The 25,550-nt window shown below is 64.1% G+C and carries 30 protein-coding genes; 16 read left to right on the forward strand and 14 right to left on the reverse strand.

What is annotated here, in order from left to right; all coding sequences use genetic code 11:
• Window positions 1-240 precede the first annotated feature (240 nt).
• Window positions 241-1,287 carry a hypothetical protein gene (locus tag ACSU1G_RS24690; protein WP_439282681.1) on the forward strand — a complete coding sequence of 349 codons (1,047 nt, stop codon included), beginning with the start codon at window positions 241-243 and terminating at the stop codon, window positions 1,285-1,287.
• A complete protein-coding gene (locus tag ACSU1G_RS24695; protein WP_439282682.1) occupies window positions 1,284-1,694 on the forward strand; it encodes a GntR family transcriptional regulator in 411 nt (136 codons plus the stop codon). Before ACSU1G_RS24690 ends, ACSU1G_RS24695 begins: the two co-directional genes overlap by 4 nt.
• A 228-nt stretch (window positions 1,695-1,922) precedes the next feature.
• On the opposite strand, the gene ACSU1G_RS24700 is transcribed toward ACSU1G_RS24695, so the two are convergent.
• The gene (locus ACSU1G_RS24700; RefSeq protein WP_439283117.1) at window positions 1,923-2,516 is read right to left on the reverse strand and encodes an RNA polymerase sigma factor; all 594 of its coding nucleotides are present in this window, start codon (window positions 2,514-2,516) and stop codon (window positions 1,923-1,925) included.
• Window positions 2,516-3,121, reverse strand: a complete 606-nt coding sequence (locus ACSU1G_RS24705; protein ID WP_439282683.1) for a hypothetical protein — start codon at window positions 3,119-3,121, stop codon at window positions 2,516-2,518. Before ACSU1G_RS24705 ends, ACSU1G_RS24700 begins: the two co-directional genes overlap by 1 nt.
• Before the next feature lie 330 nt (window positions 3,122-3,451).
• Here ACSU1G_RS24705 and ACSU1G_RS24710 point away from each other — a divergent pair, with 330 nt between their 5' ends.
• Window positions 3,452-3,808 carry a hypothetical protein gene (locus ACSU1G_RS24710; protein ID WP_439282684.1) on the forward strand — a complete coding sequence of 119 codons (357 nt, stop codon included), beginning with the start codon at window positions 3,452-3,454 and terminating at the stop codon, window positions 3,806-3,808.
• Window positions 3,809-4,031: 223 nt separating this feature from the next.
• Here the strand turns inward: ACSU1G_RS24710 and ACSU1G_RS24715 are convergent, their stop codons facing one another.
• From ACSU1G_RS24715 to ACSU1G_RS24725, 3 genes are read right to left on the reverse strand one after another with little or no spacing between them, the layout of a single operon-like run.
• Window positions 4,032-4,430: a VOC family protein gene (locus ACSU1G_RS24715; protein WP_439282685.1), complete on the reverse strand. Its 399-nt coding sequence runs from the start codon at window positions 4,428-4,430 to the stop codon at window positions 4,032-4,034.
• 19 nt (window positions 4,431-4,449) lie between these two features.
• Window positions 4,450-5,211, reverse strand: coding sequence for a hypothetical protein (locus ACSU1G_RS24720; RefSeq protein WP_439282686.1), 762 nt, complete (start codon window positions 5,209-5,211; stop codon window positions 4,450-4,452).
• A complete protein-coding gene (locus ACSU1G_RS24725; RefSeq protein WP_439282687.1) occupies window positions 5,208-5,588 on the reverse strand; it encodes a hypothetical protein in 381 nt (126 codons plus the stop codon). Before ACSU1G_RS24725 ends, ACSU1G_RS24720 begins: the two co-directional genes overlap by 4 nt.
• 360 nt (window positions 5,589-5,948) lie before the next feature.
• Between ACSU1G_RS24725 and ACSU1G_RS24730 the strand changes: the two genes are divergently transcribed.
• From ACSU1G_RS24730 to ACSU1G_RS24740, 3 genes are all read left to right on the forward strand, one after another.
• Window positions 5,949-6,530, forward strand: coding sequence for a hypothetical protein (locus tag ACSU1G_RS24730; protein WP_439282688.1), 582 nt, complete (start codon window positions 5,949-5,951; stop codon window positions 6,528-6,530).
• A 108-nt stretch (window positions 6,531-6,638) separates the two neighbouring features.
• On the forward strand, window positions 6,639-7,208 hold the full coding sequence (locus ACSU1G_RS24735; RefSeq protein ID WP_439282689.1) for a dihydrofolate reductase family protein: 570 nt from the start codon (window positions 6,639-6,641) through the stop codon (window positions 7,206-7,208).
• Window positions 7,150-7,776, forward strand: coding sequence for an alpha/beta fold hydrolase (locus ACSU1G_RS24740; protein WP_439282690.1), 627 nt, complete (start codon window positions 7,150-7,152; stop codon window positions 7,774-7,776). The genes ACSU1G_RS24735 and ACSU1G_RS24740 overlap by 59 nt, the downstream gene beginning before the upstream one ends.
• A 21-nt stretch (window positions 7,777-7,797) precedes the next feature.
• Here the strand turns inward: ACSU1G_RS24740 and ACSU1G_RS24745 are convergent, their stop codons facing one another.
• The 5 genes from ACSU1G_RS24745 to ACSU1G_RS24765 form a co-directional block, all read right to left on the reverse strand.
• Window positions 7,798-8,892, reverse strand: coding sequence for an ABC transporter ATP-binding protein (locus tag ACSU1G_RS24745; protein WP_439282691.1), 1,095 nt, complete (start codon window positions 8,890-8,892; stop codon window positions 7,798-7,800).
• A 77-nt stretch (window positions 8,893-8,969) separates the two neighbouring features.
• Entirely contained in the window at window positions 8,970-9,560 is a 591-nt protein-coding gene (locus ACSU1G_RS24750; RefSeq protein WP_439282692.1) for an NADPH-dependent FMN reductase, read from the reverse strand.
• A gap of 65 nt (window positions 9,561-9,625) precedes the next feature.
• Window positions 9,626-10,309, reverse strand: coding sequence for an NADPH-dependent F420 reductase (locus ACSU1G_RS24755; RefSeq protein WP_439282693.1), 684 nt, complete (start codon window positions 10,307-10,309; stop codon window positions 9,626-9,628).
• Window positions 10,310-10,351: 42 nt separating this feature from the next.
• Window positions 10,352-11,437, reverse strand: a complete 1,086-nt coding sequence (locus ACSU1G_RS24760; RefSeq protein ID WP_439282694.1) for an LLM class flavin-dependent oxidoreductase — start codon at window positions 11,435-11,437, stop codon at window positions 10,352-10,354.
• Window positions 11,438-11,473: 36 nt separating this feature from the next.
• Window positions 11,474-12,586: an LLM class flavin-dependent oxidoreductase gene (locus ACSU1G_RS24765; protein ID WP_439282695.1), complete on the reverse strand. Its 1,113-nt coding sequence runs from the start codon at window positions 12,584-12,586 to the stop codon at window positions 11,474-11,476.
• Window positions 12,587-12,675: 89 nt separating this feature from the next.
• Between ACSU1G_RS24765 and ACSU1G_RS24770 the strand changes: the two genes are divergently transcribed.
• The gene (locus tag ACSU1G_RS24770) at window positions 12,676-13,158 is read left to right on the forward strand and encodes a MarR family winged helix-turn-helix transcriptional regulator (RefSeq protein WP_439282696.1); all 483 of its coding nucleotides are present in this window, start codon (window positions 12,676-12,678) and stop codon (window positions 13,156-13,158) included.
• A 25-nt stretch (window positions 13,159-13,183) separates the two neighbouring features.
• Here ACSU1G_RS24770 and ACSU1G_RS24775 read toward each other — a convergent pair whose 3' ends face one another.
• From ACSU1G_RS24775 to ACSU1G_RS24785, 3 genes are read right to left on the reverse strand one after another with little or no spacing between them, the layout of a single operon-like run.
• Complete coding sequence (locus ACSU1G_RS24775; protein WP_439282697.1) at window positions 13,184-13,867, reverse strand: NAD(P)H-dependent oxidoreductase; 684 nt, start codon at window positions 13,865-13,867, stop codon at window positions 13,184-13,186.
• Window positions 13,867-14,001 (reverse strand): hypothetical protein, encoded by a 135-nt coding sequence (locus ACSU1G_RS24780; protein WP_439282698.1) that lies wholly within the window; start codon window positions 13,999-14,001, stop codon window positions 13,867-13,869. Before ACSU1G_RS24780 ends, ACSU1G_RS24775 begins: the two co-directional genes overlap by 1 nt.
• Window positions 14,002-14,042: 41 nt before the next feature.
• Complete coding sequence (locus ACSU1G_RS24785) at window positions 14,043-14,621, reverse strand: small multidrug efflux protein (protein WP_439282699.1); 579 nt, start codon at window positions 14,619-14,621, stop codon at window positions 14,043-14,045.
• Between the two features lie 234 nt (window positions 14,622-14,855).
• Here ACSU1G_RS24785 and ACSU1G_RS24790 point away from each other — a divergent pair, with 234 nt between their 5' ends.
• Both ACSU1G_RS24790 and ACSU1G_RS24795 read left to right on the forward strand, forming a co-directional pair.
• Complete coding sequence (locus tag ACSU1G_RS24790) at window positions 14,856-17,624, forward strand: helix-turn-helix transcriptional regulator (protein ID WP_439282700.1); 2,769 nt, start codon at window positions 14,856-14,858, stop codon at window positions 17,622-17,624.
• A gap of 144 nt (window positions 17,625-17,768) precedes the next feature.
• Window positions 17,769-18,419, forward strand: coding sequence for an NAD(P)H-binding protein (locus ACSU1G_RS24795; RefSeq protein ID WP_439282701.1), 651 nt, complete (start codon window positions 17,769-17,771; stop codon window positions 18,417-18,419).
• A gap of 29 nt (window positions 18,420-18,448) precedes the next feature.
• On the opposite strand, the gene ACSU1G_RS24800 is transcribed toward ACSU1G_RS24795, so the two are convergent.
• Complete coding sequence (locus ACSU1G_RS24800) at window positions 18,449-18,676, reverse strand: RNA-binding S4 domain-containing protein (RefSeq protein ID WP_439282702.1); 228 nt, start codon at window positions 18,674-18,676, stop codon at window positions 18,449-18,451.
• A 141-nt stretch (window positions 18,677-18,817) separates the two neighbouring features.
• On the opposite strand from ACSU1G_RS24800, the gene ACSU1G_RS24805 reads away from it, so the two are divergent.
• The 7 genes from ACSU1G_RS24805 to ACSU1G_RS24835 all read left to right on the forward strand — a co-directional run bounded on the left by ACSU1G_RS24805 (window position 18,818) and on the right by ACSU1G_RS24835 (window position 25,524).
• Entirely contained in the window at window positions 18,818-20,056 is a 1,239-nt protein-coding gene (locus tag ACSU1G_RS24805) for an MFS transporter (RefSeq protein ID WP_439282703.1), read from the forward strand.
• Window positions 20,053-21,069 (forward strand): DUF2804 domain-containing protein, encoded by a 1,017-nt coding sequence (locus tag ACSU1G_RS24810; RefSeq protein WP_439282704.1) that lies wholly within the window; start codon window positions 20,053-20,055, stop codon window positions 21,067-21,069. Before ACSU1G_RS24805 ends, ACSU1G_RS24810 begins: the two co-directional genes overlap by 4 nt.
• 97 nt (window positions 21,070-21,166) lie before the next feature.
• A complete protein-coding gene (locus ACSU1G_RS24815; protein ID WP_439282705.1) occupies window positions 21,167-22,165 on the forward strand; it encodes a hypothetical protein in 999 nt (332 codons plus the stop codon).
• Complete coding sequence (locus ACSU1G_RS24820) at window positions 22,162-22,476, forward strand: PadR family transcriptional regulator (protein WP_439282706.1); 315 nt, start codon at window positions 22,162-22,164, stop codon at window positions 22,474-22,476. The genes ACSU1G_RS24815 and ACSU1G_RS24820 overlap by 4 nt, the downstream gene beginning before the upstream one ends.
• Window positions 22,477-22,650: 174 nt before the next feature.
• Window positions 22,651-23,775, forward strand: a complete 1,125-nt coding sequence (locus ACSU1G_RS24825) for an exo-beta-N-acetylmuramidase NamZ family protein (protein WP_439282707.1) — start codon at window positions 22,651-22,653, stop codon at window positions 23,773-23,775.
• Window positions 23,776-23,822: 47 nt separating this feature from the next.
• On the forward strand, window positions 23,823-24,518 hold the full coding sequence (locus ACSU1G_RS24830; protein WP_439282708.1) for a PIG-L deacetylase family protein: 696 nt from the start codon (window positions 23,823-23,825) through the stop codon (window positions 24,516-24,518).
• Between the two features lie 37 nt (window positions 24,519-24,555).
• The gene (locus ACSU1G_RS24835) at window positions 24,556-25,524 is read left to right on the forward strand and encodes a GNAT family N-acetyltransferase (protein WP_439282709.1); all 969 of its coding nucleotides are present in this window, start codon (window positions 24,556-24,558) and stop codon (window positions 25,522-25,524) included.
• Window positions 25,525-25,550: the final 26 nt, after the last annotated feature.

Raw genomic sequence — 25,550 nt, forward strand, 5'->3', positions numbered from 1 at the left:
GCACGACGTCGTCACGGAACTCCTTGGGAAACGCTTTGGGCATGATGCCATCCTTCCAGGCCAGCCTCCGGGCTAGCCAGCTCAGATGTCACCTATCCGTGCAGCAGTCCCTTTCTCGTCTTCACCGCGCCAGATGGCGGCTCGTATAGGCCTTGCCATTCCACCAGTCATAGAGCTTGTACTTATGTCCTGTTACAACTTGTGGTAGACATATGACACAACAAGTGAAGCGGAGACAACATGTCGCAGAATATCTTCTCGTACGGTTTGGCCGGACTTGTGGGCGCGGCCCTCACATTGCCTGCGGTGTCCTTGCTGCTCGCGTTGATCCTCACGGTGGGCATTGCCACTTTCACGAGGGGACCAAACGCGGATCGTCGTCTTGCGAATCTCTCCGATGATGCGGCGATAGCGGTCAACTCCCGGTACACGCGAGAACGTCGTGCGCTCGGCATCTCTGCGCTTGTGGTAATCGTCATCTTTATGGCTGAGAACATCGTCCGGGGCTACTTCCTGAATACGTACAACGTCGTCTCATGGTGGCGGTTTGCCCTCCCGGTCTTTGTTGCGTTCGTCGGGTTAGGTGTGCTGCTCGCTGTAATCCGCTTCGGAGGGACGGCACGGCCCGCACAGCCCTCCGTCCTTGCTGCCCGGCGCACCTGGACAAGCTTCGCTCCGCGCGCAGGCCTGGTGGGAGCGGGCGTCGCCGTGGTCGCTCTGTTGGTGACGACGGTCACCGCCGGATTGGCATCATCGCCCGATAGCCAGGGCCGATACATCTATCTTGAGATCCCGATACCGAACGAGTCGATTGACCCAATCCGTCCGTGGTTCTACGGCTGGGCCTATGGGGTGCCTGTCCTCGCATGTCTCGTCGCTCTGACAGCAGTGACCCTGGTAGCGCTGCACCGCAATGCGGTGCGACCCTTCCTGCGTCCGGAAACTGCCGGTGTCGAGCAGACTGCTCGGTCTGGGATTGCTGCCGGGGCCGTGCGACTCGCGACCGCCGGTGTGCTGCTCGCACTTGCTGGCGCGTGGCGCTTCATCGCCAGCTCGGGGTCTATTTCAGGGCTGGTCGTTGAAGGTGACACACCGCAATCGGGAACCTACGAGGCGGCATGGCGGTATGCAGAGTTCGCTGCCGTCGTCGGCTGGCTCGCGCCCGTCGTGGAGATTGCAGGATTCGTGCTCCTGCTTCTCGTTATCCGCCAGCTTCGACGCATGCCAGTCCGCGACCAGCCGACCGCACGCACCACGCAAACGACCGATTCAGAGGTTGTGCGATGACCACCCAACGGGTGTTGTCGCCAGCCGATGAGACCAGCCCCGCACTCGACATATACCGACAGTTTCGTGGACTCATCGCCTCCGGTCAGCTCGGCGCTGGCGAGCGGCTTCCGACTGTCCGGCAAACAGCAAGTGAACTCGGCGTGGCGGCCGGAACTGCGGCGAAAGCCTACAAGCTCCTCGAGCGAGACGGACTGGTCGTCACCCGCACCGCCGCCGGTACACGGGTCGCAGAATCGGCAGCAGTACTCCCTCGTGCCGTCATCCGACACATTCGAGACCTCGTTGCCGCAGCCGACGCCACTGGCGTCAACTCCGACGACGTCATCGATGTGCTGCGCGTCGTCTGGCAAGCATCCTCGGGCTTAGGCATCCAACCAGCAGATGGTGGCGAGTCACCTGCCTGAAGCTACCCAACGCGCCCAGCACGAGCGCCTTCCACTCTTGCCGAAGGAGTATCGACGTGAATCCAGTACCTATCGACCCGGCCGCAATCTCTTTGCCACCCACTCAATCAATCGATATCACCGATCATCTTCCACGCCCCGAACCCGTCGCTCGCGATTGAGTGAGTGGCTATTGAAGCGGCAAATTGCGACCACGTCTCGAAACCCGAGACGGTTCAGAGGCGTGAGCTACTGAGTTGTGTCGGCCACAGTGGCACGGCGAAAGTCACGCTGCGCGACGATCCGCTGCTCTTCGTATTGAAGTGTCGCCTCAAGACGCCGGAGTGCGCGCCCATGACGCGTGCGCGCGGTTGATTCGTTGATGGATAGAAGTCGAGCAGCATCAGCGATGCTGAAGTTGTCCCAATAGATGAGCATGAGAAGTTCCCTCGTCCGCTCATCGAGAAGCTTCATAACCCGACGAAGCTCGCCCGCTCTCATCATCTTTTCGGCGCTGGCATCGGCAGAGTTGTCTGGCTGCGGTGCATCACGGATGTGGTCTCGCAGAGCGTTGGCGAGACCGATTGCCTTCGTCGCTTTCCGACGGTGCTCGCGGAGCACGTTACGTGCAATCCCGAAACACCACATTCTCGCGCCCTCATCAGTAGTAGGGACGCGTCCTCCCTTTTCCCACAGCGCGAGAAAGAGCCTCCCGAGCAAATCGGCTGCCTCTTCTGGCTCGTTCACGCGTCGTCTGAAGTAGCGGAGCAGATCGTCAGCATTGTCCGCGACGACGATCTCAATCCAGCCCTGAATCTCCTGCGGGAGTGGACGCCGGCGCATCACCGAAGCTGTCCTTTGCAATCCATGGTGCCGCTGGAAGATTGGACTTCCTGAGCTAGCTTCTTGGGGATCTCTTCCCAGATCAGATCCGTCGCTTGGTTGAACGAGGCTATGTCCCGGAGTTCCTGGGTGTCAACTTCCCAGTCATCGTTGGGCCCCGGGACGAACGGATTAGCAACAGCCTCCTCGTAAATGCGCTGTCCGATTCCGGTCCAGTCGTGGTTCTTCACGAAATCGGCTAGCTGTTCATCGGCATCGGTTCGTTCGGCGGGTTCACCGAAATAGATCCCGTACCGGCAGGTCACGCTGACACCGGTGTCGGTCGTATAGACGATAGGTATTTCCGCATCAAGCTCAACATTCGTGCCGTTCACGCCCAGGCTGAGGGGGATGAGAACCGCCGCACCGGTCAAAGCGACCACACCGGCAATCGTGAGCGGTATGAACGCACGTCGACGCTTCCACCAAGGTGAGATTACGGAGTCAGTGGTGCCAGACTTCCGGGCTGCGCGAGCCATCTGCTGCACGAGAACACTAAGCGTCGCATCCTCGATGTCCGAGATCGGATCAGCAGATACGAGATCCGACTGCAACTGTTCATTCATTGTGAGCTCCTCGTCATCGTCCCTTACATAGGACATGACCGGACCGCTCAAAGCGTCTCACATCGGCTCGCCCTGTGTCTCAAAACCCTAGGGTTACGAGACACATAACCCTACGGACTGGCTCTATCTGGCGGAATCGGATGTCGCGGTGAAAGTTCGCAGGGTTCTATCTGAGGCGACGACCACGGATGCCAGCATCGCGACTACCGCTGACGCTGCGAGCACCGGGCCTGTTCCGGTTGCGGCGACGTCCCGATGAATGCCGCTGTGATCAGAAGCCGCGTAATGTCTATGCAACTGCTGCTGTCAACGCATGGACCGAGGAAGAGGATGAGCGAAAACCACCTAGTAGCCCTGTTTCTCGCTGTATGGGCTGTCGCTGTACTGGTTATGAGTACTTTGTCCGTCAGCGGCCGAATCAAGATCGTGACTATCAACGGCATGAGACGTCGCCAGCCTGGTGAAAGCGTTGCCGCATGGCAGGCGGGATTGCGTGCGTACTACCCTTGGGCTCTCGCCACGGTTTGCAGCTTGCTGCTGTTCGCAGTCCTTGTGTTTTTTGCTCCGTACGAGTTTCTGCATCCGCTCGTCGCGGCCGCCCTCATCATGGTGGTCATTCAGGGTTGGCCGCTTGGCATCTGGGCCTTGAACCGGGCGATTGCTGATTTTCACGTGGAGCAGAAGTAGCGACCGAACGCTACGGAGACGACTGACTCCAGCCGCCCGCAAGCGCTCGAGAAGTCAGTGCAAGATGGCTTACTGCCGCACATACGAGCGGCCATCCGGCACGGGGAAGAAGCGCAAAGCCTCGCCACGCTGAGTGTCTCGTAACCTCGGTGTCTCGTATCCCATGGGATTCGAGACAGCATGTGACGAGAGTCGGGCCTTCGGCTGGCGAGACCTCTCCGGTTCACCCCCGAGAGGTTGCGGCAACGACCTCGGCTTTGAACCCAGACGAGTTTTCGATCCAGCCTGCATAGTGGTCCTCCCCACCTGCATGTGGATAGCGATCCTGATAGAGCGGATGCCAACCGTGTGCGGGCGCGTCCTCGATAATTGCGTCGACCGTCGTCGCGGACTCCGCCTTAAACGCTAAGTGATTCACGCCCGCCCGGCGACGGTCGTGCACGGGCGTCGACAGATTCGGCGATGTCGTTATGGTGAGGTACGCGCCGCCGGCACTCCAGGATTGCCCGTCGGGCCACGTGCTTTCGAGCGCGAATCCCAATTTGCTCAGAAGCCAGCCCCATTCCGCCTGCGCCTCCGCGAAATCCGCGACCCACAATTCGACGTGATGGAAACCTGGCATCGGCGCGCTTCTCATTGGGCTAGAAGACTCGGATGCGGAAGCGCTCTGCAGCCGTCTTCAACGCATCGTCCGTGACCAAGATCGGGTCCGGCGACAGGGTGATGATGTCGGCAGCATCAGGATGGTCGAGCCATAGTGCCTTACACCAAGCATCGCCGTGCTTGCTGCCGAAGTGAATGCCGAGCGCTCCCTGCCCTGTATCCAGCGTCAGGCTGTGGAGGTGAGCGGCGATCGTGTTGGTGATCTCACGTTCCTCACCGCGCAACGCTGCCGTCGTGAGGTGCATCACGCCGAGTTCTGCCAGGGGATTACCCATCATCCGTTCGATGGCTGAGATCGAATCAGGATGCTCAATGTCGACGAGCCAACCGGCGTCGGGCATATACACACGGATCATGCCGCGGTCGAACCGCCAGCCGGCCGGAATGGCGCCGAGACCCATGAAATCGAGCTCAGACCATTCACGCGCGATCTCCTCGACGTATTCCTCGAGAGTCATGCCGAAGAAGGCTGCATCCTTAGAGAGGGGATCGGCAGCACCGTTGGCCCGCTTGTATTGAGACAGCACCTCGGCGTGCGCGCATTCGGGCTTCTCTGCGATGTAGAAGGTTTGGCCGCCGGCGACGTCGTAGCGATTCCACGCCGTTCGTGACGACGCCTCAGGGTCGCGGGGCGCCGCCGAGAGCGCGGGGTATTCCAGCTTGCCGACGTGATAGCCGAGGATCCCCGGCGAGGCGATGAGATGGAGCCCGGTTTCCTCGCAGCGGCGAGTGGTTGTCACGCGTCGCCAGACCCCGCGATGAAGGAGCTCACCGCATCGGCGACGTCCCCGTGGCGGTCCTCACGGATGGCGGTAATAGGGGTGTCCTCGCGCAGGTGAGGATTCCCGCCAATAAACCACTGGCGTGCAACGTGATCGCCGTCCGCAGCCGCGAGCAGTGTCCACTGACGATGTGCGAACTGCAGACGACGTGTCGCGTCCGTGCGAGGCTCGGGGCCGTCGTCCTTTGCCCACCGGATGGGGAGCTTACGATCCTTCGACCCTGCGAGCCCTGCCACGAGCGTCGGCCCGAGGGCTGCGTTGAGTTCACGGACGATCTCGTGGATGTCCATCCTCATCGTTCGACCGTGCTGAGCGGTAGGGGTCAAGATCTCCATGAGCTTAGGATACCTGCAGTACACCCTAAAAGCCACCCTAGTTACACCTCGCGCCCACGCTGAGGTGATACCCGACTCTGTCTCGAAACCTCGCTGTTTCGCAACCCACGGGATACGGAACAGTCGGCTTCAGCGTCCGGCCGAGTCGGCAGCCGGGCGCGCCGCCGCTGGGTGAGCAGGTCCTCTCCCTGGTGAAGGGTGCGGCGCGCTGTCAGGGCTGGAAGTGTTCAGACACAATGCGCGCTCGACCTTGCGGGGATCTCGTTCGCTTACGGCTTCCTCTTGTGGGTTGCCTCAGCGCTGGCTAGCGTGTGGTCTACTTTCACGCAGGGCTGGAGCTCGGAGGAGAAAATGTGCAACATGCGGATTGTCCTTGCAGGGGCTGGACTTCTCGCACTGGTTGCCGTCACCTTGTCGCCGCTAACGGCGCGACGTGACCAGGCCGCGGCCGCGAGCGGTGAGGAAACATGGGGGGTTTCGTTCTCTCGCATCGTGGATCGCATCAAAGAAGCCTTCCCCGACGATTTTGGGGCCGCCGAGGTGAATGCGGACCAGAGTTCTGGGTGGATTGCCTTCGCGGGGGCGGTTCCCGACGGCGCGGAGGACGCGGTCGGGGAGCTATCGGGCATCGAACTGCGCGGAGATCTCGGGCTGAGCGAGAAAGAGATTTCTGCGACCGTTGATCTGCTCTTCCAATCGCTTCTAGAGACACACGGTAGTGACTTTCGGGTGTCCGTGTATCCGGTGCCGCGGGACCGTGAGATCGTGGTGGAGTACTCGCCGTCGGCGACCGCGCGTATCTCTGCGGAAGCCGTCGAGGAGTCAATCCGATCGGCGGCTCTGTCAACCGACCTCGGCGGATTCTCTATTCGTGCTGAAGCTGCCGATGGCATTGTCCTGGAGATCCATCAGCATGGCGCGCGCGTTCCGACAGCCAATTGAGGTGTCTAGAAACCTCGGTGTCTCGAGTTCCAGGGGATACGAGACACGGTTGGCGGCGTGGACGATCCCCAGCAGGGAGAACACCGATGCTCGAGGGAGAGCAACGAGATGAGACCACTTCGATACTCGATCAATGTCACGCTCGACGGCTGCGTCCATCACGAGGCAGGGCTCCCGCCGAACGAGGAGTCGATGCGCTACTGGACCGCCGCGATGGCACGAGCCGATGCTCTGCTGTTCGGCCGGGTTACCTACGAGATGATGGAGTCGGCGTGGCGGAAGCCGACCACGGGCGTATGGCCTGGATGGATGGATGAGTGGGAGGTTCCGTTCGCCGAGACCATCGACCGGGCGAAGAAGTACGTCGTGTCGAGCACGCTCAGCGGTGTGGATTGGAATGCCGAGCTGGTCCAAGACGACTTGGGGTCAGCGGTTCGGCGGCTCAAACAGGAGCCAGGCGAGGGCCTGTGGGTCGGCGGAGTGACGCTCCCCTTGGCGCTGGCAAATCTGGGACTGATCGACGAGTACGAGTTCCTTGTGCAGCCGGTCCTTGCCGGATACGGGCCGACGTTGCTCGCCGGTCTGCGCGAGCGCATCCAGCTCGAGCGTGTGGATCGCCATGAGTTCCGGTCGGGTGCGGTCGCCCTGCGGTACCGGCCCACACGAGCAACGCCTTGACGTGACTTGCCCTGGTGCGTTGGCCGCTATCTCACCTGGTTGTCAGCGACTCCAGCTCATCGGCTCAAGGCATCACGTCATCGTCGTCGGTCATTCGTTGGGAGGTTTCACGGCACCTCTTGTTGGTGACGAGCTCCACGCTGACGGGCTCGTCTATCTTGCCGGCATGATTCCACTGCCGGGAGAGAGCTTCATGGACTGGTGGATCAATACGGGGCACATCCATGAGTCGGTCGACGATGACACCGCCGTCTCATTCTTCAACGACGTACCCGAAGCGCTCGCCGCCGAAGCGCGGGACAGAGAACGCGACCAGCAGGGCGGCTGGATGTCGAGTCCCTGGCCGGCGGACCACCATCCCGACATCCCCACAAGAGCCATCCTGTGCACGGATGACCAGTTCTTTCCCGCGCCGTTCATGAGGAGGCACATTCGTGAACGACTGGGGATCGAACCCGTCGAGATACCGGGCGGACACTACGCGGCGCTGAGCGAGCCCGCCGCGGTCGCGGCCGTACTGAACGACTTCGCAAGTGAGCTCGCCTCGGCAGGGAGCAGCCCATGGTGAACTGCGCCCTGCCGTCGGTTCTCAGCTGACGATCCCGGGGTTCAACCGTTCTCCGCTGTCCACGTCGAACAGATGGATCCGTCCGGGCTTGGGTGTCGCCGAGACCGTGTCGCCCGCCTTCGGGTGCATCCGCCCGTCGACGCGCGCGGTGACGTTCACTCGCTCGTCGTCGATGATCGCGTGGCCGTAGAGGTAGCCGTCGGCGCCGAGTTCCTCGACGAGATCCACCGTCATCGTGAGCCCGGGCTCTGTCGCGCCCGCAAGGGTGATGTCCTCCGGTCGGATACCGATCGTGACGCGGGTGTCGGCCGCGTCACGTATCTCGCGATCCACCGCAACGGTCTCTGTGCCGAAGCGCACTCCGCGCTCGTTCACATCCGTGATGAACAGGTTCATCGCCGGCGATCCGATGAACCCGGCGACGAAGACGTTCCTGGGGTTTTCATACAGATCGCGAGGCGTACCCAACTGTTGCAGCGTGCCGTCGGCGAGCACCGCGATCCGATCTCCCATGGTCAGCGCCTCCACCTGATCGTGAGTCACGTAGACGGTCGTGACGCCCAACCGACGCTGGAGCGAGGAGATCTGGGTGCGAGTCTGCACTCGCAGCTTCGCGTCGAGATTCGAGAGTGGTTCATCCATCAGGAACACCTGTGGGCTGCGGACGATCGCTCGGCCCATCGCGACGCGCTGTCGTTGACCGCCGGAGAGGGCCTTCGGCTTGCGCTCCAGGTACGGGACGAGATCCAGCAGCTCCGCGGCATCGAGCACACGCCGCGCGCGCTCCTCTTTGCCGACCCCGGCGATCTTCAGGGCGAAGCCCATGTTTTCCGCAACAGTCATATGCGGGTAGAGCGCATAGTTCTGGAACACCATCGCGATGTCGCGATCCTTCGGGGGAACATCGGTCACGTCGCGATCGCCGATGAGGATGCGGCCGCCATTGACCTCTTCAAGGCCTGCGAGCATCCGTAGCGACGTGGATTTACCCGAGCCAGAAGGGCCGACAAGCACGAGGAACTCGCCGTCGGCGACCTCCAGATCCAGTTTGTCGACGGCGGGGCGTTGTACTCCGGGGAACGTTCGTGTTGCCTGGTCGAACCTCACGGTTGCCATTTCTTCTTTCCTTTCACCGGCAGGTACGTGCCGGACGATCCGTGGTGATGAGGGTGGTGAGGGGTGGCCGGGCCGGCTCAGGCCGCGCGTTCGATGAGGTCGATGATCTCCGGGTTCCGTACGTCTTCGAGAGCCTTCGACCACGCGATGAGCTGGTCGAACAGGGCGTCCAGGAAAGCGGCCTGAGAGTCGCCGGGGGTGAAGGTGGTGTAGTTCTCGAACTCGGTCGTGAGTGAAAGCGTCAGAGTCTGGCGCACTGTGGCGACGTGAAGTTCGGCGAGCACGAGCCGCAGGTGCTCGATCGCGCGAGCCCCACCGACTCCGCCGTATCCGACCAACGCGGCGGCCTTGTTGTTCCACTCCCGGTGCAGGTAGTCGATCGCGTTCTTGAGCACGCCGGAGGTGGAGTGGTTGTACTCGGGCGTGACGAAGATGTATCCGTCGAACTCGGCGATCTTCTCGGACCATTTCCGGGTGTGGTCATTCTTGTACTGGCCTGTCGCCGGCGGCATCGGCTCGTCGAGGTGCGGGAGCGGGTAGTCGATGAGATCGACGAGCTCGAACTCCGCGTCGTCGCGTCGGGCGGCCTGCTCGAGAACCCAGTCAGCGACCTGCTTTCCGTTGCGACCGGGGCGAGTGCTGCCCAGGATGATGGCGATCTTCGTCATTGTGATGGTGCTCCTTCTTGGTATGGCTGGTGGGCTCGGTGTTGCTGGTGGCTGGTTGGTGGAGGTCAGAACGCGGTGGCGGTGGATGAGCCCGCGGCAGCCGTCGCGTCGATGAGTTCGCGCAGGTCATCGATCGGCAGGTTGGCACCGAATGTGGGATTGCCCGGCTGCAGGTGGACACCCGCGGCGAGAGGGCCAGCAATGACGGGGTCGAACCCCAACGCGTCGATGAACTCTGCGATGCGTGCGAGATCACTCGCCCGGTCACCGGCGATCGCGATTGCCTTGCGGCTCGCAGAGCCAGCGGGCTGAGCTTCTTCCTCGAGATCGTGGTAGCCCATGTGGTTCAGCGCCTTCACGACGCGTGAGTCGGGAAGGAACTCTTGGATGACCTCACTCGTCGAGGTGCGAGGGTCGTTGAGGTCGTCGCGGATTCCGTCGGTCTCCCACCAGTAGTTCATCGCGTCGACCACGAGTTTTCCGTCGAGCTCCGCCATCGGAATGCGGCGGTACTTGCCGAGAGGGAGCGCGAGCAGGACGATGTCGGCCTCGCGGGCAGCCTCTTCTGCGCGGACGGCAGTCGCGCCGGGCGAGAGCACCTCGATCGTGAGAGCGATCCGCTCTGGGTCTCCGGATCCGGCGATGAGCACCCGGTAGCCCGCGGCGACCGCCAGGCGGGCGAGCACGGTGCCGACCTTGCCGGCCCCGAGGATGCCGACAGTCCTCCGGCCGCTGATGTTGCTGTCCATGTCATTCCTCCCGTTCATCCCTGGAAACTCATCGCTGGAAACTCATCGCCGAAAAGCAGCGCCGGTCATGGGCGACAGTGCGGGCGTCTCAGCGAGCAGTTCACGCACCATCGGGATCACTTTCGTGCCGTACAACTCGACAGCACGAAGACGTGCGCTCGCAGACAGGGCGCCGCCGGCTGAGTAGATCAGGTCGAACCGACCGACATCCAGCGTGCGGATGGCGTCGGCCATCTTTCGGGCGACGGTCTCCGGCGAGCCGACGTACAACGATCCCTGTGCGACATCGGCTTCGAATTCGGAGCGACGCAGGGGCGGCCAGCCGCGCAATGCACCGATCCGGTCGCGGATCACTTTGTACCCGGGGTAGAACGTCTCCATCGCCTCTTCATCTGTCTCGGCGATGAAGCCGGGGGAGTGCATACCCACCGGGTGAGCGGTGGTGCCCAGCTGCTCGGTCGCCCGTCGATACAGGTCGACATACGGTGCGAAGCGGTCGGGAGCGCCCCCGATGATGGCGAGCATGAGCCGGAACCCGTAGTGCGCAGTGCGGATCACTGACTGCGGGGTGCCACCGACGCCCACCCAGGTGCGCAGCCGTCCCGAATCGGTCTTCGGGAAGACGTCTGCCTCATGCAGCGCCGCGCGGGTAGTTCCTTCCCAGGTGACCGGCTTCTCATCGAGCAGAGCATGGAACAGGTCGATCTTCTCGTCGAAGAGCAGCTCGTAATCGGTGAGCTCATAACCGAACAACGGGAATGACTCGGTGAAGGATCCGCGGCCGAGGATGACCTCGGCGCGCCCGTTCGAGAGGGCGTCAACGGTCGCGAAACGCTGGAAGACCCGCACCGGGTCGTCCGATGACAGCACGGTGACACCGGAGCCGAGACGGATCCGTTCGGTCGCGGTGGCGATCCCGGCCAGAACGGTCTCCGGTGAAGAGATCGCGAATTCGGGGCGGTGGTGTTCCCCGATGGCGATCGCGTCGACGCCCAGGTCATCGGCGAGCACCGCTTCGTCCAGGGCCGCGCGGATCGCCGCGCCGTACGAGACGACAGCGCCGTGGTCATCGCGGGGCAGGTCTCCGAACGTATCAAGGCCGAACTCAAGGTTGGTGAAGTCGTTCATGATCTCTTTCTTCTCGTGATCTCAGCTCTCGTGATTTCAGGCATGGACGGCTTTACCGCCCTTGACGATCTCTTCGGGAGCGCGCCCGGTGAGGTGCCACGCGCCGGGATTCTCGTCGAGCAACTCGCGCACTCGAGGCGCGACGCGCTCGCCGAAGAGGCGGATGCTGTGCTCGCGAGCGCTCTTCGGCAGGTGAAGCAGGTCGTACTTCAGGTCGAAGCGGGACAGATGATTGGAGCGGACGCTGTTCGCGATCTTCTGCGCCACCGTCTCTGGTGATCCGACGAACAGCGCCCCGGTGTCGACCTCGATCTCGTACCGCTCGGCGGTGGGCGGGTAGAACCCGCGCTCCTTGCTCAATGCGGTGACAACGGGCTGCCAGTACTTCCAGTGCGTGTTCTTCGCCTCTTCATCGGTGTCGGCGATGAAGCCGAGGGAGTGCTGGCCGATCGGCAGTTCCGGTCGTCCGAACTGCGAGAGAGCGCGCAGGTACAGTTCGGCGTGCCCGGCGAAGCGGTCGGGACGTCCACCGATGATGGCCATCATCAGCGGCAGGCCGTTCTGGGCGGCGCGTACGACGGAATCGGGGCTTCCGCCGATCCCGATCCAGGTGGGGATGCCACCCGCCTGCATCCGCGGATGCAGGCGTACATTCTCCAGCGGCGTACGGTGCTGCCCAGTCCAGGTCACGTGATCCTCATGCATCAGACGCAGAAACAGGTCGAGCTTTTCCTCGAAGATCTGCTCGTATTGGGCGATGTCGTATCCGAAAAGTGCAAACGACTCGATCGCCGAAGCGCGTCCGAGCACCAGTTGTGCACGCCCGCTGGAAAGCCCATCGACGGTCGCGAACTGCTGATAAAGCCGTACCGGGTCCTGTGTCGAAAGGACAGTTACCGATGTTCCCAGCTGGATGGTCGATGTGGCCTGCGCCGCGGCGGCGAGGATCACGGGAGTGGCCGCGTCGACCATTCCCTCCCGGTAATGCTCGCCGACGCTGAACACATCGAGCCCGACGGACTCCGCCAGCTGCGCCTCATCGACGAGGAGCCGGAGCGACTCGGCATCCGACATCACACGCCCGGCGTCGGTGGCAATGTCGCCGAAGGAGTTCAGTCCGAACTCGACTTCGTTGATCTGGATTCCCATGATCAGATCCCTTCTCGCCACCGGACCTTCCGGATTGACGTGTCAATGCTGCAACATGGGTATTGACATATCTATTCCAGGGAGACGAGATGCCCGAGAATCACCGAACGATGCCCACGCGAGAGCAGCTGCGCATCTGGCGGGACTACATCGAGACGGCGCAAACGCTGCGCACGCGTCTCGGGAGTCGTCTGCAGAGTGAATCGTCGCTGTCGGCGGGGGACTACCAGGTGCTGCTCGCTCTGACGGAGGCGCCGCAGCAGACTCTGCGGTCGGCGGAGCTGGCGACGCTGATCGGATGGGAGCGCAGTCGGCTCTCGCATCACCTGGGCCGGATGGAGAAGCGCCACCTGATCCGACGGGTCCCCTGTGCCGACGACGTGCATGGGGTGGATGTCATCGCCACGGAATCTGCTCGAGAGGCTTTCCGAGCCGGGTCCGTTCCGCACCTGCGCGCGGTGCGCGAACTCTTCATCGATGCGCTCACGCCCGAACAGTTCGCTCATCTCGACGACATCTCCGACGCACTTCGACGGCATCTTGGCGTGGATGGCCCTGTCTCGAAGGAGTGAACCCGAATAGTCGAGGCGAGCGTGCTCACGGAGCAGTGCGCGAGCCCAGCACGCGCCGACGCTCGAGGTGTTCCTCTTTCGCGTGACGGGCCGTCCTGTCGGCAGAGGCGAAGGCGCGTCCGATCTCGCGCGCTTGAACACGTCCCGCTTCTCGGTTCGTGGTGTTGTGGTCACCTTCCACGTCGTAGATGAGGTGGCTTTCGACATCGTCGACGCCGCAGTAAGCGAAGATGCCGACGTCCAACTGCGTGCGCATCGCCTCGTCGTAGCCGTACTTTTCGTAGGTGCGCTCCTTCGAGCCACCGATGCCCATGAGCACGGTGGGTATCGACGGAAGGAGCCCCTGCACTGGTGCCCTGCCGCGATCCTCAACCCCCGCGCCGTATTGGTACGCCCAACCCGCCGTGAACACCCGCTCGATCCACCCTTTCATCAGCGCCGGCATCGACCACCAGTACACGGGGAACACGAACGCGAGCCGGTCAGCCGCTTCTACCCGTCGATGCATCTCCTCGATACCCGGCGGGATCGACTCGCCCCAGAAGTGGGCGTGGTCCGCCGAGGTAAATCTCGGGTCGAAATGCTCGCGGTGCAGGTCTAGTACATCGATCGTATGGTCCGCTTGCTTGAACGGGCCATGGAAGGAATCCATGACCGCGGCGGGGTACCTATCGCGGAAGGGATGGGAGAAGACAGTCAGCAGGTGCATTACGCCGCCCGCTCAGAGTCGTCCGGGTTTTCCGTCGTGGATGCCCCGGCCTCAGGCACAATCACGACGAAATGACTCAGATCGATGGAAACGGTCGGTGGCAGCGCAATGTCGCTGGGTCGCAGTTCGTACATGTCGTTCCTCCTCTGTAAGGCGGCTTTATGTGGCCTGTGACTCAGACCCCGACGAGGAATGTGAGGGCGGCCCAGGTACTCACGGTGGCCACCGCTCCCCAGATGACGATCGCGACGGCCTGCCACAGCAGCACCCACCCACGCGGCGTTCCGCCGGCGACGAGGATCGCTGAGGTGACCTGGGTCGGGATCGCGAGGGGGCCGAGGATGCTCGCGCCGGGTACGCCGAAGCGAACGACCCACGTCCTGAAGCGCCGGCGTCCCTTCGACTCGGGCTGGACCGGTGCAGCCTCCTCGAACGCGGCACGATCCTCGTCACCCAGGGGGAACCGTGCGGCGCCCACTGTGGCCTTGACGCGGACTCTGTTGCGGTTCACGACGGCCGTGCGAGCCCGCGACGTGAGGGCCACCACGAGAAGCACGGATAGGAAGTTGCCCACGACTGCGGCGATGGCAGCGACGATGAGGTTAAGGCCGCCGGCAATACCGATCAAGGACGCCCCCTCCACTTCGATGAAGGGGATCGCGCCGGCGAGCATCACGATGAAGGGCTGGACGATCTCTGGCACCTGGGCTACAAGGTCTTGGAAGTTGCTGATGAGTTCCTGAATCGGGTTCATGATGGGGCTCTTCCTTTCTTTCTGTAGGGTCGTTCCGGATGGCTGAGATTCAGCGATCCGATTGCCGCTGTTGCGGCGGTATCGCCAGGTTCGCACCGCCGGCCACGCCTTCGCATCGGTAGAAGTCCCGCTACTGGCCGCTCGCGCGAAGCCACCTACACCTGGTTTGCGTTGCTCGCGTCGGTGATACTTACGTAGTACGGGCGCCGACGTGCTCTGGAGGGAGCAACATTGGTGGATCTGTTGGGTCGGGGCGCCGAGTGCGAAGCGGTCGACACGCTTCTCTCCAGGGCGCGGGCCGGGCTGAGCGGGACGTTGGTGGTGCACGGGGAGGCCGGCATCGGCAAGACTGCGTTGCTTGAGCATGCCCGGGCCGCGGCGGACGCATCCGGGTTTCGAGTGGAGTCCTCGGTCGGCGTCGAGTCTGAGACGCAGTTCGCGTTCGCAGGCTTGCACCAGCTGTGCGCGCCGCTGCTGGACCACGCGGGTGCGCTGCCCGATCCGCAGCGGGCCGCTCTGGGTGTGGCCCTCGGGCAGCAGGGCGGCGAGGCGCCGGACCGCTTCTTAGTCGGTCTCGCGACACTCAACCTGCTGGCAGAGGTCGCCGAAGAGGGGCCACTGCTGTGTCTCGTCGACGATGCGCAGTGGCTGGATGAGGCTTCGGCCCAGGTCCTTGCGTTTGTGGCACGACGGCTGGGGGCCGAGCGGATCGCACTTCTGTTTGCCGTCCGGGACGCTGATCGGGATCAGCCGAATCGCGACCAACTCGGGCATGGGCGGACGGCGTTGGCCGGATTGCCAGAGCTGCGCGTGCATGGACTCAGTGAGGTCGATGCGCGGGCGCTGCTGGCATCCGCGCTCGCCACGCCCTTGGACGACAGAGTGCTCAAACGCATCGTCGCCGAGTCGCGCGGCAATCCGATGGCGCTTCTGGAGCTTCCGCTGAGTGCCCAGTCCGCACAGATGGCGGGCGGGTTCGAGCTGCCGGGCGCACTGGATGTTCCGCGCCGCGTCGAGGAGAGTTTCAGACGCCGCTCTGGGAGCCTGCCCGCGGACACGCAGCTGCTGCTTCTCGTCGCGGCGGCCGAGCCCACCGGCGACGTCGCCCTGCTGTGGCGCGCGGCTGCACAGCTGGGGATCGCGGAGAGCGCGGTCGGACCCGCCGAAGTCGCAGGGCTCCTTGAGATCGACAGCCGGGTGAGGTTTCGGCATCCGCTGGTGCGCTCGGCGATCTACCGGGACGCGTCACCACCTGAACAGCGCCGAGCGCACCACGCGCTGGCCGCCGCCACTGATCCGGACTCCGACCCTGACCGGCGCGCATGGCACCGCGCACAGGCGGTGCTGGGCACCGACGAGGATGCCGCCGCGGAGCTGGAGCGCTCAGCTGGTCGAGCGCGCGCCCGCGGTGGGTTGGCTGCCTCGGCGGCGTTCATGGAGCACGCAGCCCGGCTGACCCCCGAGCCCGCTGCCCGTGCGGGCCGGTCGCTGGAAGCCGCATTCGCCATGCATGAGACCGGTGCGTCCGAGGCCGCATCGGATTTGCTCACGCTCGCCGGAGCCGGCCCGCTCGATGCGCGGCAGCAGGCTCGATTGGAGCTGCTGCGCGCTCGTATCGTGTTCTACCGGGCGCGAGCGGGCGAGGGTCTGGGGATGCTTCTGGATGCAGCCAGAGGCCTCGCCACGCTGGATCCGGCGCTGTCCCGCGAGACGTACCTCGACGCATTGGATGCGGCGATCGTCACCGGCGGTCTCGGTCTCGGCCTCGGCGTGCGGGAGGTCGCCGAAGCCGCCCGCGCCGCGCCCGCCCCGCCTGGGTCGCCGCGGCCGGCGGACCTGCTGCTCGATGGACTCGTGACCACGTTCACGGAGGGGTACTCGTCTGGTGCACCCGGCCTGCGGCGGGCGTTGGTGGCCTTCCGCGGAGACGAGTCGAACACGGATGCCGCGAGCGATGCGGATATCCTCCGATGGGGGTGGCTGGCCAGCCGGACGGCGATGGCGGTCTTCGACGACGAACTGCTCTACGCGTTGACCTCCCGTCACACCCAGCTGGCGCGCGAGGCGGGTGCCCTTGCCACTCTCCCGGCAGCGCTGCTCGTCCAATCCGTCATGCTGGTGCTCTTCGGCGAGTTCGCGCGGGCAGCCGAGCAGACCGCGATCGCGGCGGTGACCCAGACCGTACAGGTTCTTCACGCCCAACTCATCCTGGCTGCCTGGCGAGGCGGTCCGGCCGAGACCGCGGAGGTCTACGAGGCTATCGTTCAGGAAGCCGCCGCACGTGGGCACGGCACCGAGGTCTCTCTGGCACAGTACGGCATGGCCGTGCTGCACAACGGCGTGGGTGACTACCCAGCGGGCCAGGCAGCCGCGGCGCGTGCCTTCGAATCCGACGAGCTGACGCACAGCAACCTTGCCCACGCCGAACTCATCGAAGCGGCGTGCCGTTCCGGCCGACCGGAGAGCGCGGCCCATGCGCTCGACGAGCTCTGCTCACGGGCCGTCGCCAGTGGCACTCCGTGGGGGCTCGGGCTGGCGGCGCGCTCACGCGCGCTAACCAGCACCGGGCATGCGGCCGAGAAACTCTACCGGGAGGCGATCGAGCACCTCCGAGACTGCCGGATAGTTACCCACCTTGCCCGCACGCACCTCGTCTATGGAGAGTGGCTACGCCGCGAGGGCCGGCGCAAGGACGCCCGCGAACAGCTGCGCACTGCTCATGAGCTTCTGTCGGACATGGGCGCTGAGGCGTTCACCGCACGTGCCGCCCGCGAACTGATCGCCACGGGGGAGCATCCGCGCAAGCGGACCGCCCAGCCGACCGACGAGCTCACCTCTCAGGAGCGGCACATCGCGCGATTGGTCGCCACCGGGGCGACCTCCCGGGAAGTCGGTGGCCAGCTGTTCCTGAGCCCGCGCACGATCGAAGCCCACCTGCGCAACATCTTCCGAAAGCTCGGCATCACCTCTCGCCGGCAACTCCGAGAGCTGCCCCTCTCCTGACTCAGCCGGTCCGGATACAGATAGGGGTCTTCTACCGACGCGAAGCTCTCCCCATCAGTGCGAACCTGACGGCAGGCGTCCCGGGGAGGCCAACGACGACTGCACTCAAAATCGCCCGGGGCGGGCGCAGAAGGGAGCACTCAAGTGAAGGTATTCATCATCGGAGTCAGCGGTGCCGTGGGAAGGCTGCTGGCGCGAAACCTGACCGAACGAGGCGAGGATGTCTCGGGCTTGGTGCGTCGCGACGAGCAGAGAATGGCTCTTTTGACGCAGGGCGTAGATGCGCATGTGGGTGAGCTTGCGGACGTGACGGCCAGCTCCCTGGCATCCATGCTCGGCGGAATCGACGCCGTCGTATACACCGCCGGATCGAACGGGGGTGCCAGGGAGGTCACAGCGGCCATCGACGGTGAGGGCGTCGTGAAAGCTCTCGAGGCGGCGAGTATGGCCGGCGTGAATCGGTTCGCGTTGGTGTCCGTGCTTCCCGAAGCCGGGCGGGGGCAGAACCTCAGCGATGACGAGGAGTTCTATTTCGCGGTGAAGAAGCTCGTCGATGTCACCGTCAGTGTGAGTGACCTCGACTGGCTGATCCTCCGGCCCTCCATGCTCGTTGATCGCGCCGGAATCGGCAGGATCTCCCTCGGGCCTGCTCAGCCGCACGACGAGATTGCGCGCGAAGACGTCGCCGCCACCCTGGCGGAACTACTCCATGAGCCCCGGATCCGCCAGCAGATTCTCGAGCTCACTCAGGGCTCGACGCCGATCATCAACGCCGTCCGGGCGAACATTCGCTGACGCCGCAATCCGGTAGCGACCGAGCGTGCTCAGGGCCGAACGCGAACCGTGCGCCCCTCGAACGTGACGAGGTCGCCGTCGTGCAGCTGGCGCCCGCGCCGTCGCTCTTCTTCGCCGTTGACGCTGACGTACCCGTCGATGATGACCTCCTTGGCATTGCCGCCGGAGTCGAGGAGCCCCGAGAACTTCAGGAACTGCCCGAGGCGGATCATCTCTCCGCCGATGGAGATGTCGTCGATCGGGTTGGTGCTGGTCACTCCTGAATGTTATATGTCGATACGCGCAATCCGTTTTGCAACGTGGCATATTCGGCATACGCTGATGCTCTCGTGTTTGCCGCACCCGATGGCCCAGCGCGAGGCGACCCGCGACGATGACGCCGCGGAGAAGGAAGACCCATGAGCACTGTGTTACCTGCGCGCCCGCAGACGACGGATCGACGACTTCTGACCTGGCTGTTCGTCATGAACGCCGCGCTTTTGACCTGTTACGCAGGCTTCATGGTCATCTTCATCCCCGACCAGGTGCAGCAGATCGACCCTGCCAACAAGGTCGCCAACCTTGCGATCGTCATGACCGCGGCATCCATCGGCGCGATCATCATCCACCCGCTGATCGGAGCGTTCTCCGATCGCACGCGCAGCCGATTCGGCAGGCGCGCACCATGGATGGTCATCAGCGCCGCGACCGCCGCCCTGTGCATGGTTCTGCTCTCCGGAGCAGGCGAGCTGTGGACACTCGGCGTCTACTGGGTGCTGGTGATGCTGGCGCTCAACTCCGTCGCGACGGCGCAGGCGGCGGTGGTGCCCGACCGGATTCCGCGCGAGCGTTTCGGCGTCGCCTCCGGCATTCTGGCCATGGGTACGTTCGTCGGCATGGGCCTCGGCGTCGCGGGTGCCGGATTCTTCATCAACAGCATCGGAATCGGGTACGCGACCTTCGGTGGCATCATCCTGGTGGCGACGCTGCTGTTCACGATCTTCAACCGTGACTTCTCCTCGCGTGACCTGGATGTGCCGCCGTTCCGCTGGAAGGAGTTCTTCTCGAGTTTCTGGGTAAGCCCGAAGGCGTACCCGGACTTCTGGTGGGCCTTCGCCGGCAGGTTCCTGCTGATCCTCGCCTATCAGAGCGTGCAGTCCTACCTGCTCTACATCCTGCGTGACTACATCGGGGTTTCGGATGCCGAGTCCACGGCGCTGAGCACACCCCTGACCGCGGTGATGCTCGTCGGCGCGCTGGCGACCGCGTTCATCACCGGCAAGATCAGCGACCGGATGCAGCGGCGGAAGATCTTCGTGATCGTGGCATCCGTGATCATGGCCGCATCCCTCGCGATCCCGCTCTTCTCGCCGACTGTCGCCGGCATGTTTGCGCTGGCGACGATCTTCGGGCTCGGCTACGGGATCTACATGAGCGTCGACTCGGCGCTGATGAACGAGGTACTGCCCAAGGCCGAAGCGGCCGCAAAAGACCTCGGCATCCTGAACATCGCCACGACTCTGCCGCAGGCGATGACACCGGTGATCGTGTGGGCGTTGATCACGCTCACGGGCAACTACACGGCGGTGTTCATCGCGGGAATCGTGTTCGCCATCGTGGGCGCGCTGTCGGTGCTGCCGATCAAGTCGGTGCGATGAGCGAGTGGAATGTGAACGACTACGAGATCACCGAACCCGTCCGGCTCGTCGATGCGCGTGGGCGGCTGGATCCGGCATCCATCGGGTGGACGAGACATCAGCTGCATGACACCGACGGCGTCGGTCGTGGCTGGTACGGATGGGGTCGCAACAAGCGCTGGGAATATTGGGGGATCGTCACCCCCACGCACATCTTCGCGCTGACGATCGGTGCGCTCGACTATGCGAATGTCCGACAGGTGTGGGTGCTCGATCGCGCGAACCTCACCACGATCGACGCCTTCGAAATTTCGCCGCTGAGCAGGGGTGTTTCGCTCACCGGCACGCATGGCGCGGGCGTGAACACCTCGCGCGGGCGCACCATAGAGCTGCGCTTCGAGGATTCGGATGCCGGCACGCGGCTCATCGCCCGCACGCCGCGCGTGCAGGTCGATCTCATGGCCGAGACCCGGGCCGGCCATGAGGCCATGGGGCTGGCATCGCCGCACAGCAGGCTCCTCGTCGACTACACGGTCAAGGATGTCGATCGCCCGACCCGCGGAACGATCACGATCGACGGTGTGGTGCACGACGCGACAGGGTTCGCGGTGCTCGATCATGCGCGCTCACGAGGTCCGTACCGAACCGACTGGAACTGGGGTGCCGCGGTCGGCGAGGTGAACGGGAAGCGGATCGGCATCAACCTCGGCGGTGGTGGCGCGGACGGACTGCGTAACGGAATTTCGCATACCGGCGTCACGATCGAAGGCCGGGTGCACAAGATCCCCACGGTGCTGGACTGGGAGTTCGACCCGTCGAACTGGATGATGCCGTGGCGCATGACAACTGAGCGCATGGATCTGACATTCACGCCGTTCTACGACCGGTACGCGCGCACCAATCTGCTGATCATCCGCTCCACCACGCACCAATGCTTCGGCACCTTCACCGGACGCGTGCAGACCGACGAGGGCGAGTGGCTCACGATTGACGGCCTGGAGGGCTGGGCGGAGGACGTGCACAACCGGTGGTGAGGCGGGGGGCGTGCAGGCACGCGCTGCCGAAGTTGCGAGCGCTCCCCAGATGATGCAGTATCTAGATACGAAATGTATCTAGATACTAAGGATGAGCATGGCGTCAATCAATGACTGGCCGGAGCGCGACAAAAAGTGGGCCTCGCGATACATGATTGCCGTTGCGCACCCCCGTGTTCCCTCGGCGGCTCGAGAAGAACGGGCGCGTGAGCTGATTTCGTCGCTGCACGCGGCGGACGTGTCCGCCGATGTGCTCTTCGGCGACCCGGTGGACATCGCTCGGGAAGATGTTCGTGCGCTCGGGACTGAGGAGGAAGCCGTTGCCGCTTCAGAGGGTGGCGGGCTGCGGCAGGCGCTCGCCTACACCGGCACGGCCCTGACGTTCTTGGGGGCTTCGAGCGCGCTGGTGATGTTGACTCGCGGTGTGTGGCGCACCGACATCGGCGTCGGGCCACTGTGGGTCGTGCTCGGCATTGCCGCCGCAGCGATCGCCGCGAATCTCGCCTGGACGCTTTTCATCGCAGGCAGAGCAGGATGGACGATCGGCTTCGGCGTCGGAGGTATTGCGGTCATGCTCGCCTGCGTCGGCATCGCGGCGAACGCAGACCCCGACCATGCGCTGCTCACCGACGTACCGATCTGGATGCTGATGATTGCCATGGTGCTGCCCGGAGTTGCTGTGCTCCTGGTGGCGCGTGCGGTTCCCCGGCTGCCCCTCCGTTCCACCTGGTCGGATGACGAGTGGCTCGCCCGCTTTCGTGGCGCAATGCGCAGTCGCGGAATCTCCGAAAAGGCCGCTCGGGAGCACGAGCGCAGCGTGCGATCTGCAACCGTCGGTGGGGACTGCTACGGCGAGTTCGGTCATCCTGCCGTGTTCGCGCGATCCCTGGCGGCCGATGACAGCGGTGCAGCGGTGCGCCGCTGGCGCTGGAGCACTTCCTTCGGTGTCGGGGTCCCGCTGATGCTGTGTATCTTGATTTCGTTCACCGGTTCATTCGGTGCGTGGAAGGAGCCCGCCATGCTCTTCCTCTTCGTCAGCAGCGTTGTCACCGGTTACATGAACTGGCGGCATCGACCGAGAGGACAGGAACTGTGAGCCTTGCATCCTGGCAGCGAGCGTCGTTGCCGATGCTGATCCTCAGCGTGCTGGCGGCACAGCCCCGGCACGGATACGGAATCTCACAAGCGCTCGTAGAGGCCGGCCTCCAGCCCATTAAGGGCGCTCAGCTGTATCCGACCCTCGTGAAGATGGAAGCCGAGGGTGCAATCTCCGCAGTGTGGGAGCCTGCCGCGTCAGGGCCGGCCCGCAAGGTGTATTCCATCACCGGTCCTGGCCAGGAGAACCTCACGGCGTTACGCGCCGAGTGGGAGGCGTTCCTCGCGGCGTCTCGAGCGCTCGGCGTCTGATCGCTTCGCGTCGGGCTGCTCGCCGCGGCAGGTGCACCCGACTCGCCGTATTTGTAAAGGATTGACACAAATCATCAAACATGCGTAATCTGCTTACATCGGTCGATGGTGAGTGGAGGGGTCCTCGTGATTGAGGTCGTTGAGTCAAGGTCTGTTGCGACTGGTCTGAGCCGAGTGCTCGCCCAGCCAGGGCTGATCGGCGCGGGTCGCACTGGCATCTGCACCAACTACACCGGCGTCACCGCAGACCTGCGCCGTGGCGTGGATGCGCTGATCGACGCGGGCATCGCACTGACCACGATCTTCACTCCTGAACACGGCTACTGGGGCGCAGTGCAAGCGGGCGAGAGCGACGGCGATGGCATCGACGCTGCGACCGGCATCCCCGTCGTCGACACGTACCTCTGCGAGGGCGAGAAGCTCGACGCGCTGCTGCGTGAGTCGGGCGTTGAGCAGCTTCTGGTCGATTTCCAAGACATCGGAGTCAGGTTCTACACCTACACCTGGACGCTGTACGACCTGCTTTGCTCGGCCGCTCGCCTCGGCATCCGCATCGTCGTCCTTGACCGCCCGAATCCGCTTGGCGGCACCGTGCGCACAGGTCCCGGGCTGGATGCCGCGAACTCGAGTTTCGTCGGACGCGTGTCGATTCCGGTGCAGCACGGTCTTACTCTCGGTGAACTGGGCCGCTGGTTCAACGAAGTCCACGTGCCGGAGGCCACCGGCCGCTCGGCCGACTTCGACGTCATCGAGCTCGACGGTTGGAACCGGGAACGCCAGAATCCCGCCGATTCCTGGGTGATGCCCTCGCCGAACATGCCGACGCTCACGACCGCGACGGTCTTCCCGGCGATCGGGCTCTTTGAGGGAACCGTGCTCTCCGAGGGCCGGGGCACGACCCGACCGTTCGAAATGTTCGGTGCCGCCTGGACGGACGCTCGGCTTGCTGCAGCGCTGAACGAGCGCGAGCTCCCAGGAGTCGTCTTCCGCGAATCCGTCTTCCGCCCGACGTTCAGCAAGTGGCACGGAGACGTGGTGCACGGCGCTCAGCTGCATCTGCGCGATGCCACAGCCTTTGATCCGATCACGACCGGCATCACGGTGCTGCAGACGATCGCAGAGCTGTACCCGAACGAGTCGCTGTGGCTGCCGGCGAACCCGGGGCGGCCGCCGTTCATCGACCTGCTGTGGGGATCCGCGGCACTGCGCGAGGGGATCCATGCCGGCGACGACCAGCGCGCGATTCTCGCCTCGAGCCCCGCGACGCCGCAGGTACCGGCATCCGCCCTCATTTACTGACCGCAACAACTCCGCAACGCTTCCGCAACGAACAAAGGACCACCACTGTGTCACCTCAGACGATCATGGCCGTCGGCGGCCATATCGGAGATATGGATCTCACCGCTGGTCCGATGCTCGCGCAGAACGTCATCGATGGCGGGCGCTCCGTCTTGGTCGCCCTCACTCCCGGTGAGCGAGGTCACCCCCGACTCTCCGTCGAGGAGTACCGCGAGCAGAAGATCGCTGAAGCGCGTGCCTTCGCCGAGGGGATCGGTGCGGAGGTCGTCATCTTCGACGACATCTCCGACGGATTCCTGAAGGCAGATGATGCGACCGCTGAGCGCCTCGCCGATCTGATCCGCGAGGTCAAGCCGTCGATGCTGCTCGCGCACTGGAAGAACAGCATGCACACTGACCACGAGAACGCCTCGGTACTTGCCGAGCGTGCGCGGTTCCTCGCTGGGCTGCCTGGTTGGAAGAACGAGACCGCGCGCCATGGCGTCGGACGACTGCTTTTCACCGAGAATTGGGAAGACGCATCCGGCTACGACGGCGACGTGTTCGTGGAGATTTCCGAAGAGGCGCATCAGCGATGGACCGCGGCGATCAGCGGCCAGGCTTTCGCCCGCGGTGAGACCTATGGCTTCCGCTACATCGACTTCTACTCGGCTCAGATGATTTCTCGCGGATGCCTCGCAGGCGTGCCCTACGCCGTGGCTCTCTCCTCCGGCCGCACCTGGGGCATGGCGCCGCTCGGCTGAGCGCTCGCGTCACACGTCGACCAACGATTCGCAGAAAGTGGGTACTCCCTTGCTCGTCACCTACCGTGGGCACCGCAGCGGCGACGCCGTCCGCCTCGCCGACCTCACTGCCGTCGCGATGCCTCGCGATGCGATCAGCGCGGACTGGTTCACGCACACTGTCCTTCTCGACCCGAACTTCGACCCTGACGGACTGATCGTCGCGGTCGATGCCGACACCGATGATGTGCTCGGCTTCGTCTATGCGGTGCGCGCCGGACGCGGAATCGGCCCCGACCCGGACGGCGGCTGGATCACGATCGGCTGTGTGGACCCGCACGCGCGACGGCAGGGCATCGGCACCGAACTGCTGCGTCGCGCGAAGTCCTTCCTCGCTGGCAAGGGCGCCAAATGGATCAACTACGCTGCCTACCCGCTGGCGTACTTCGTGCCGGGGCTGGACGCTCAGGCGTACCCCGAAGCTGCCGCGCTCTTCGAGAAGAACGGCTTCCAGAAGCTGTACACCGCGGCAGCAATGAGCATCAACCTGTCCGAGTACGCGATGCCGGAAGAAGTGCGTGAACTGCGCGCCACTCGCGTCGCCGAGGGGTACTCCTTCGCAGCCGCTGGCCCTGACGACCTCCCCGAGACGCTGTCGTTCGCCTCGCAGCGGCTGGCTCCAGATTGGGGCGAGGCCGTTCGCGACTCCGTCCTGCAGAACGGCCGCATCGACCGGGTCATAGTGGCGCGTCACCCCGATGGCCAGATGGTCGGGTTCGCGACCTACGGCGCCTACCGCGGCCTGCGCGAGCGATTCGGTCCCTACGGCGTCGACGAATCCTGCCGAGGAACCGGTCTCGGCAAGGTGCTGCTGCACGACACCCTCACGCGGATGCGTGCCGAAGGTGCCCAGAGCGCCTGGTTCCTCTGGACGGGCGAGGAATCTCCCGCAGGTCACCTCTACCTTCGTTCCGGATTCCACATCACTCGCCGGTTCGACGTCCTGCGCGCCGATCTCGGACACTGACCGTTTTCCCTGTAGTTCCACGCACC

Source organism: Microbacterium sp. A93, from assembly GCF_051842835.1.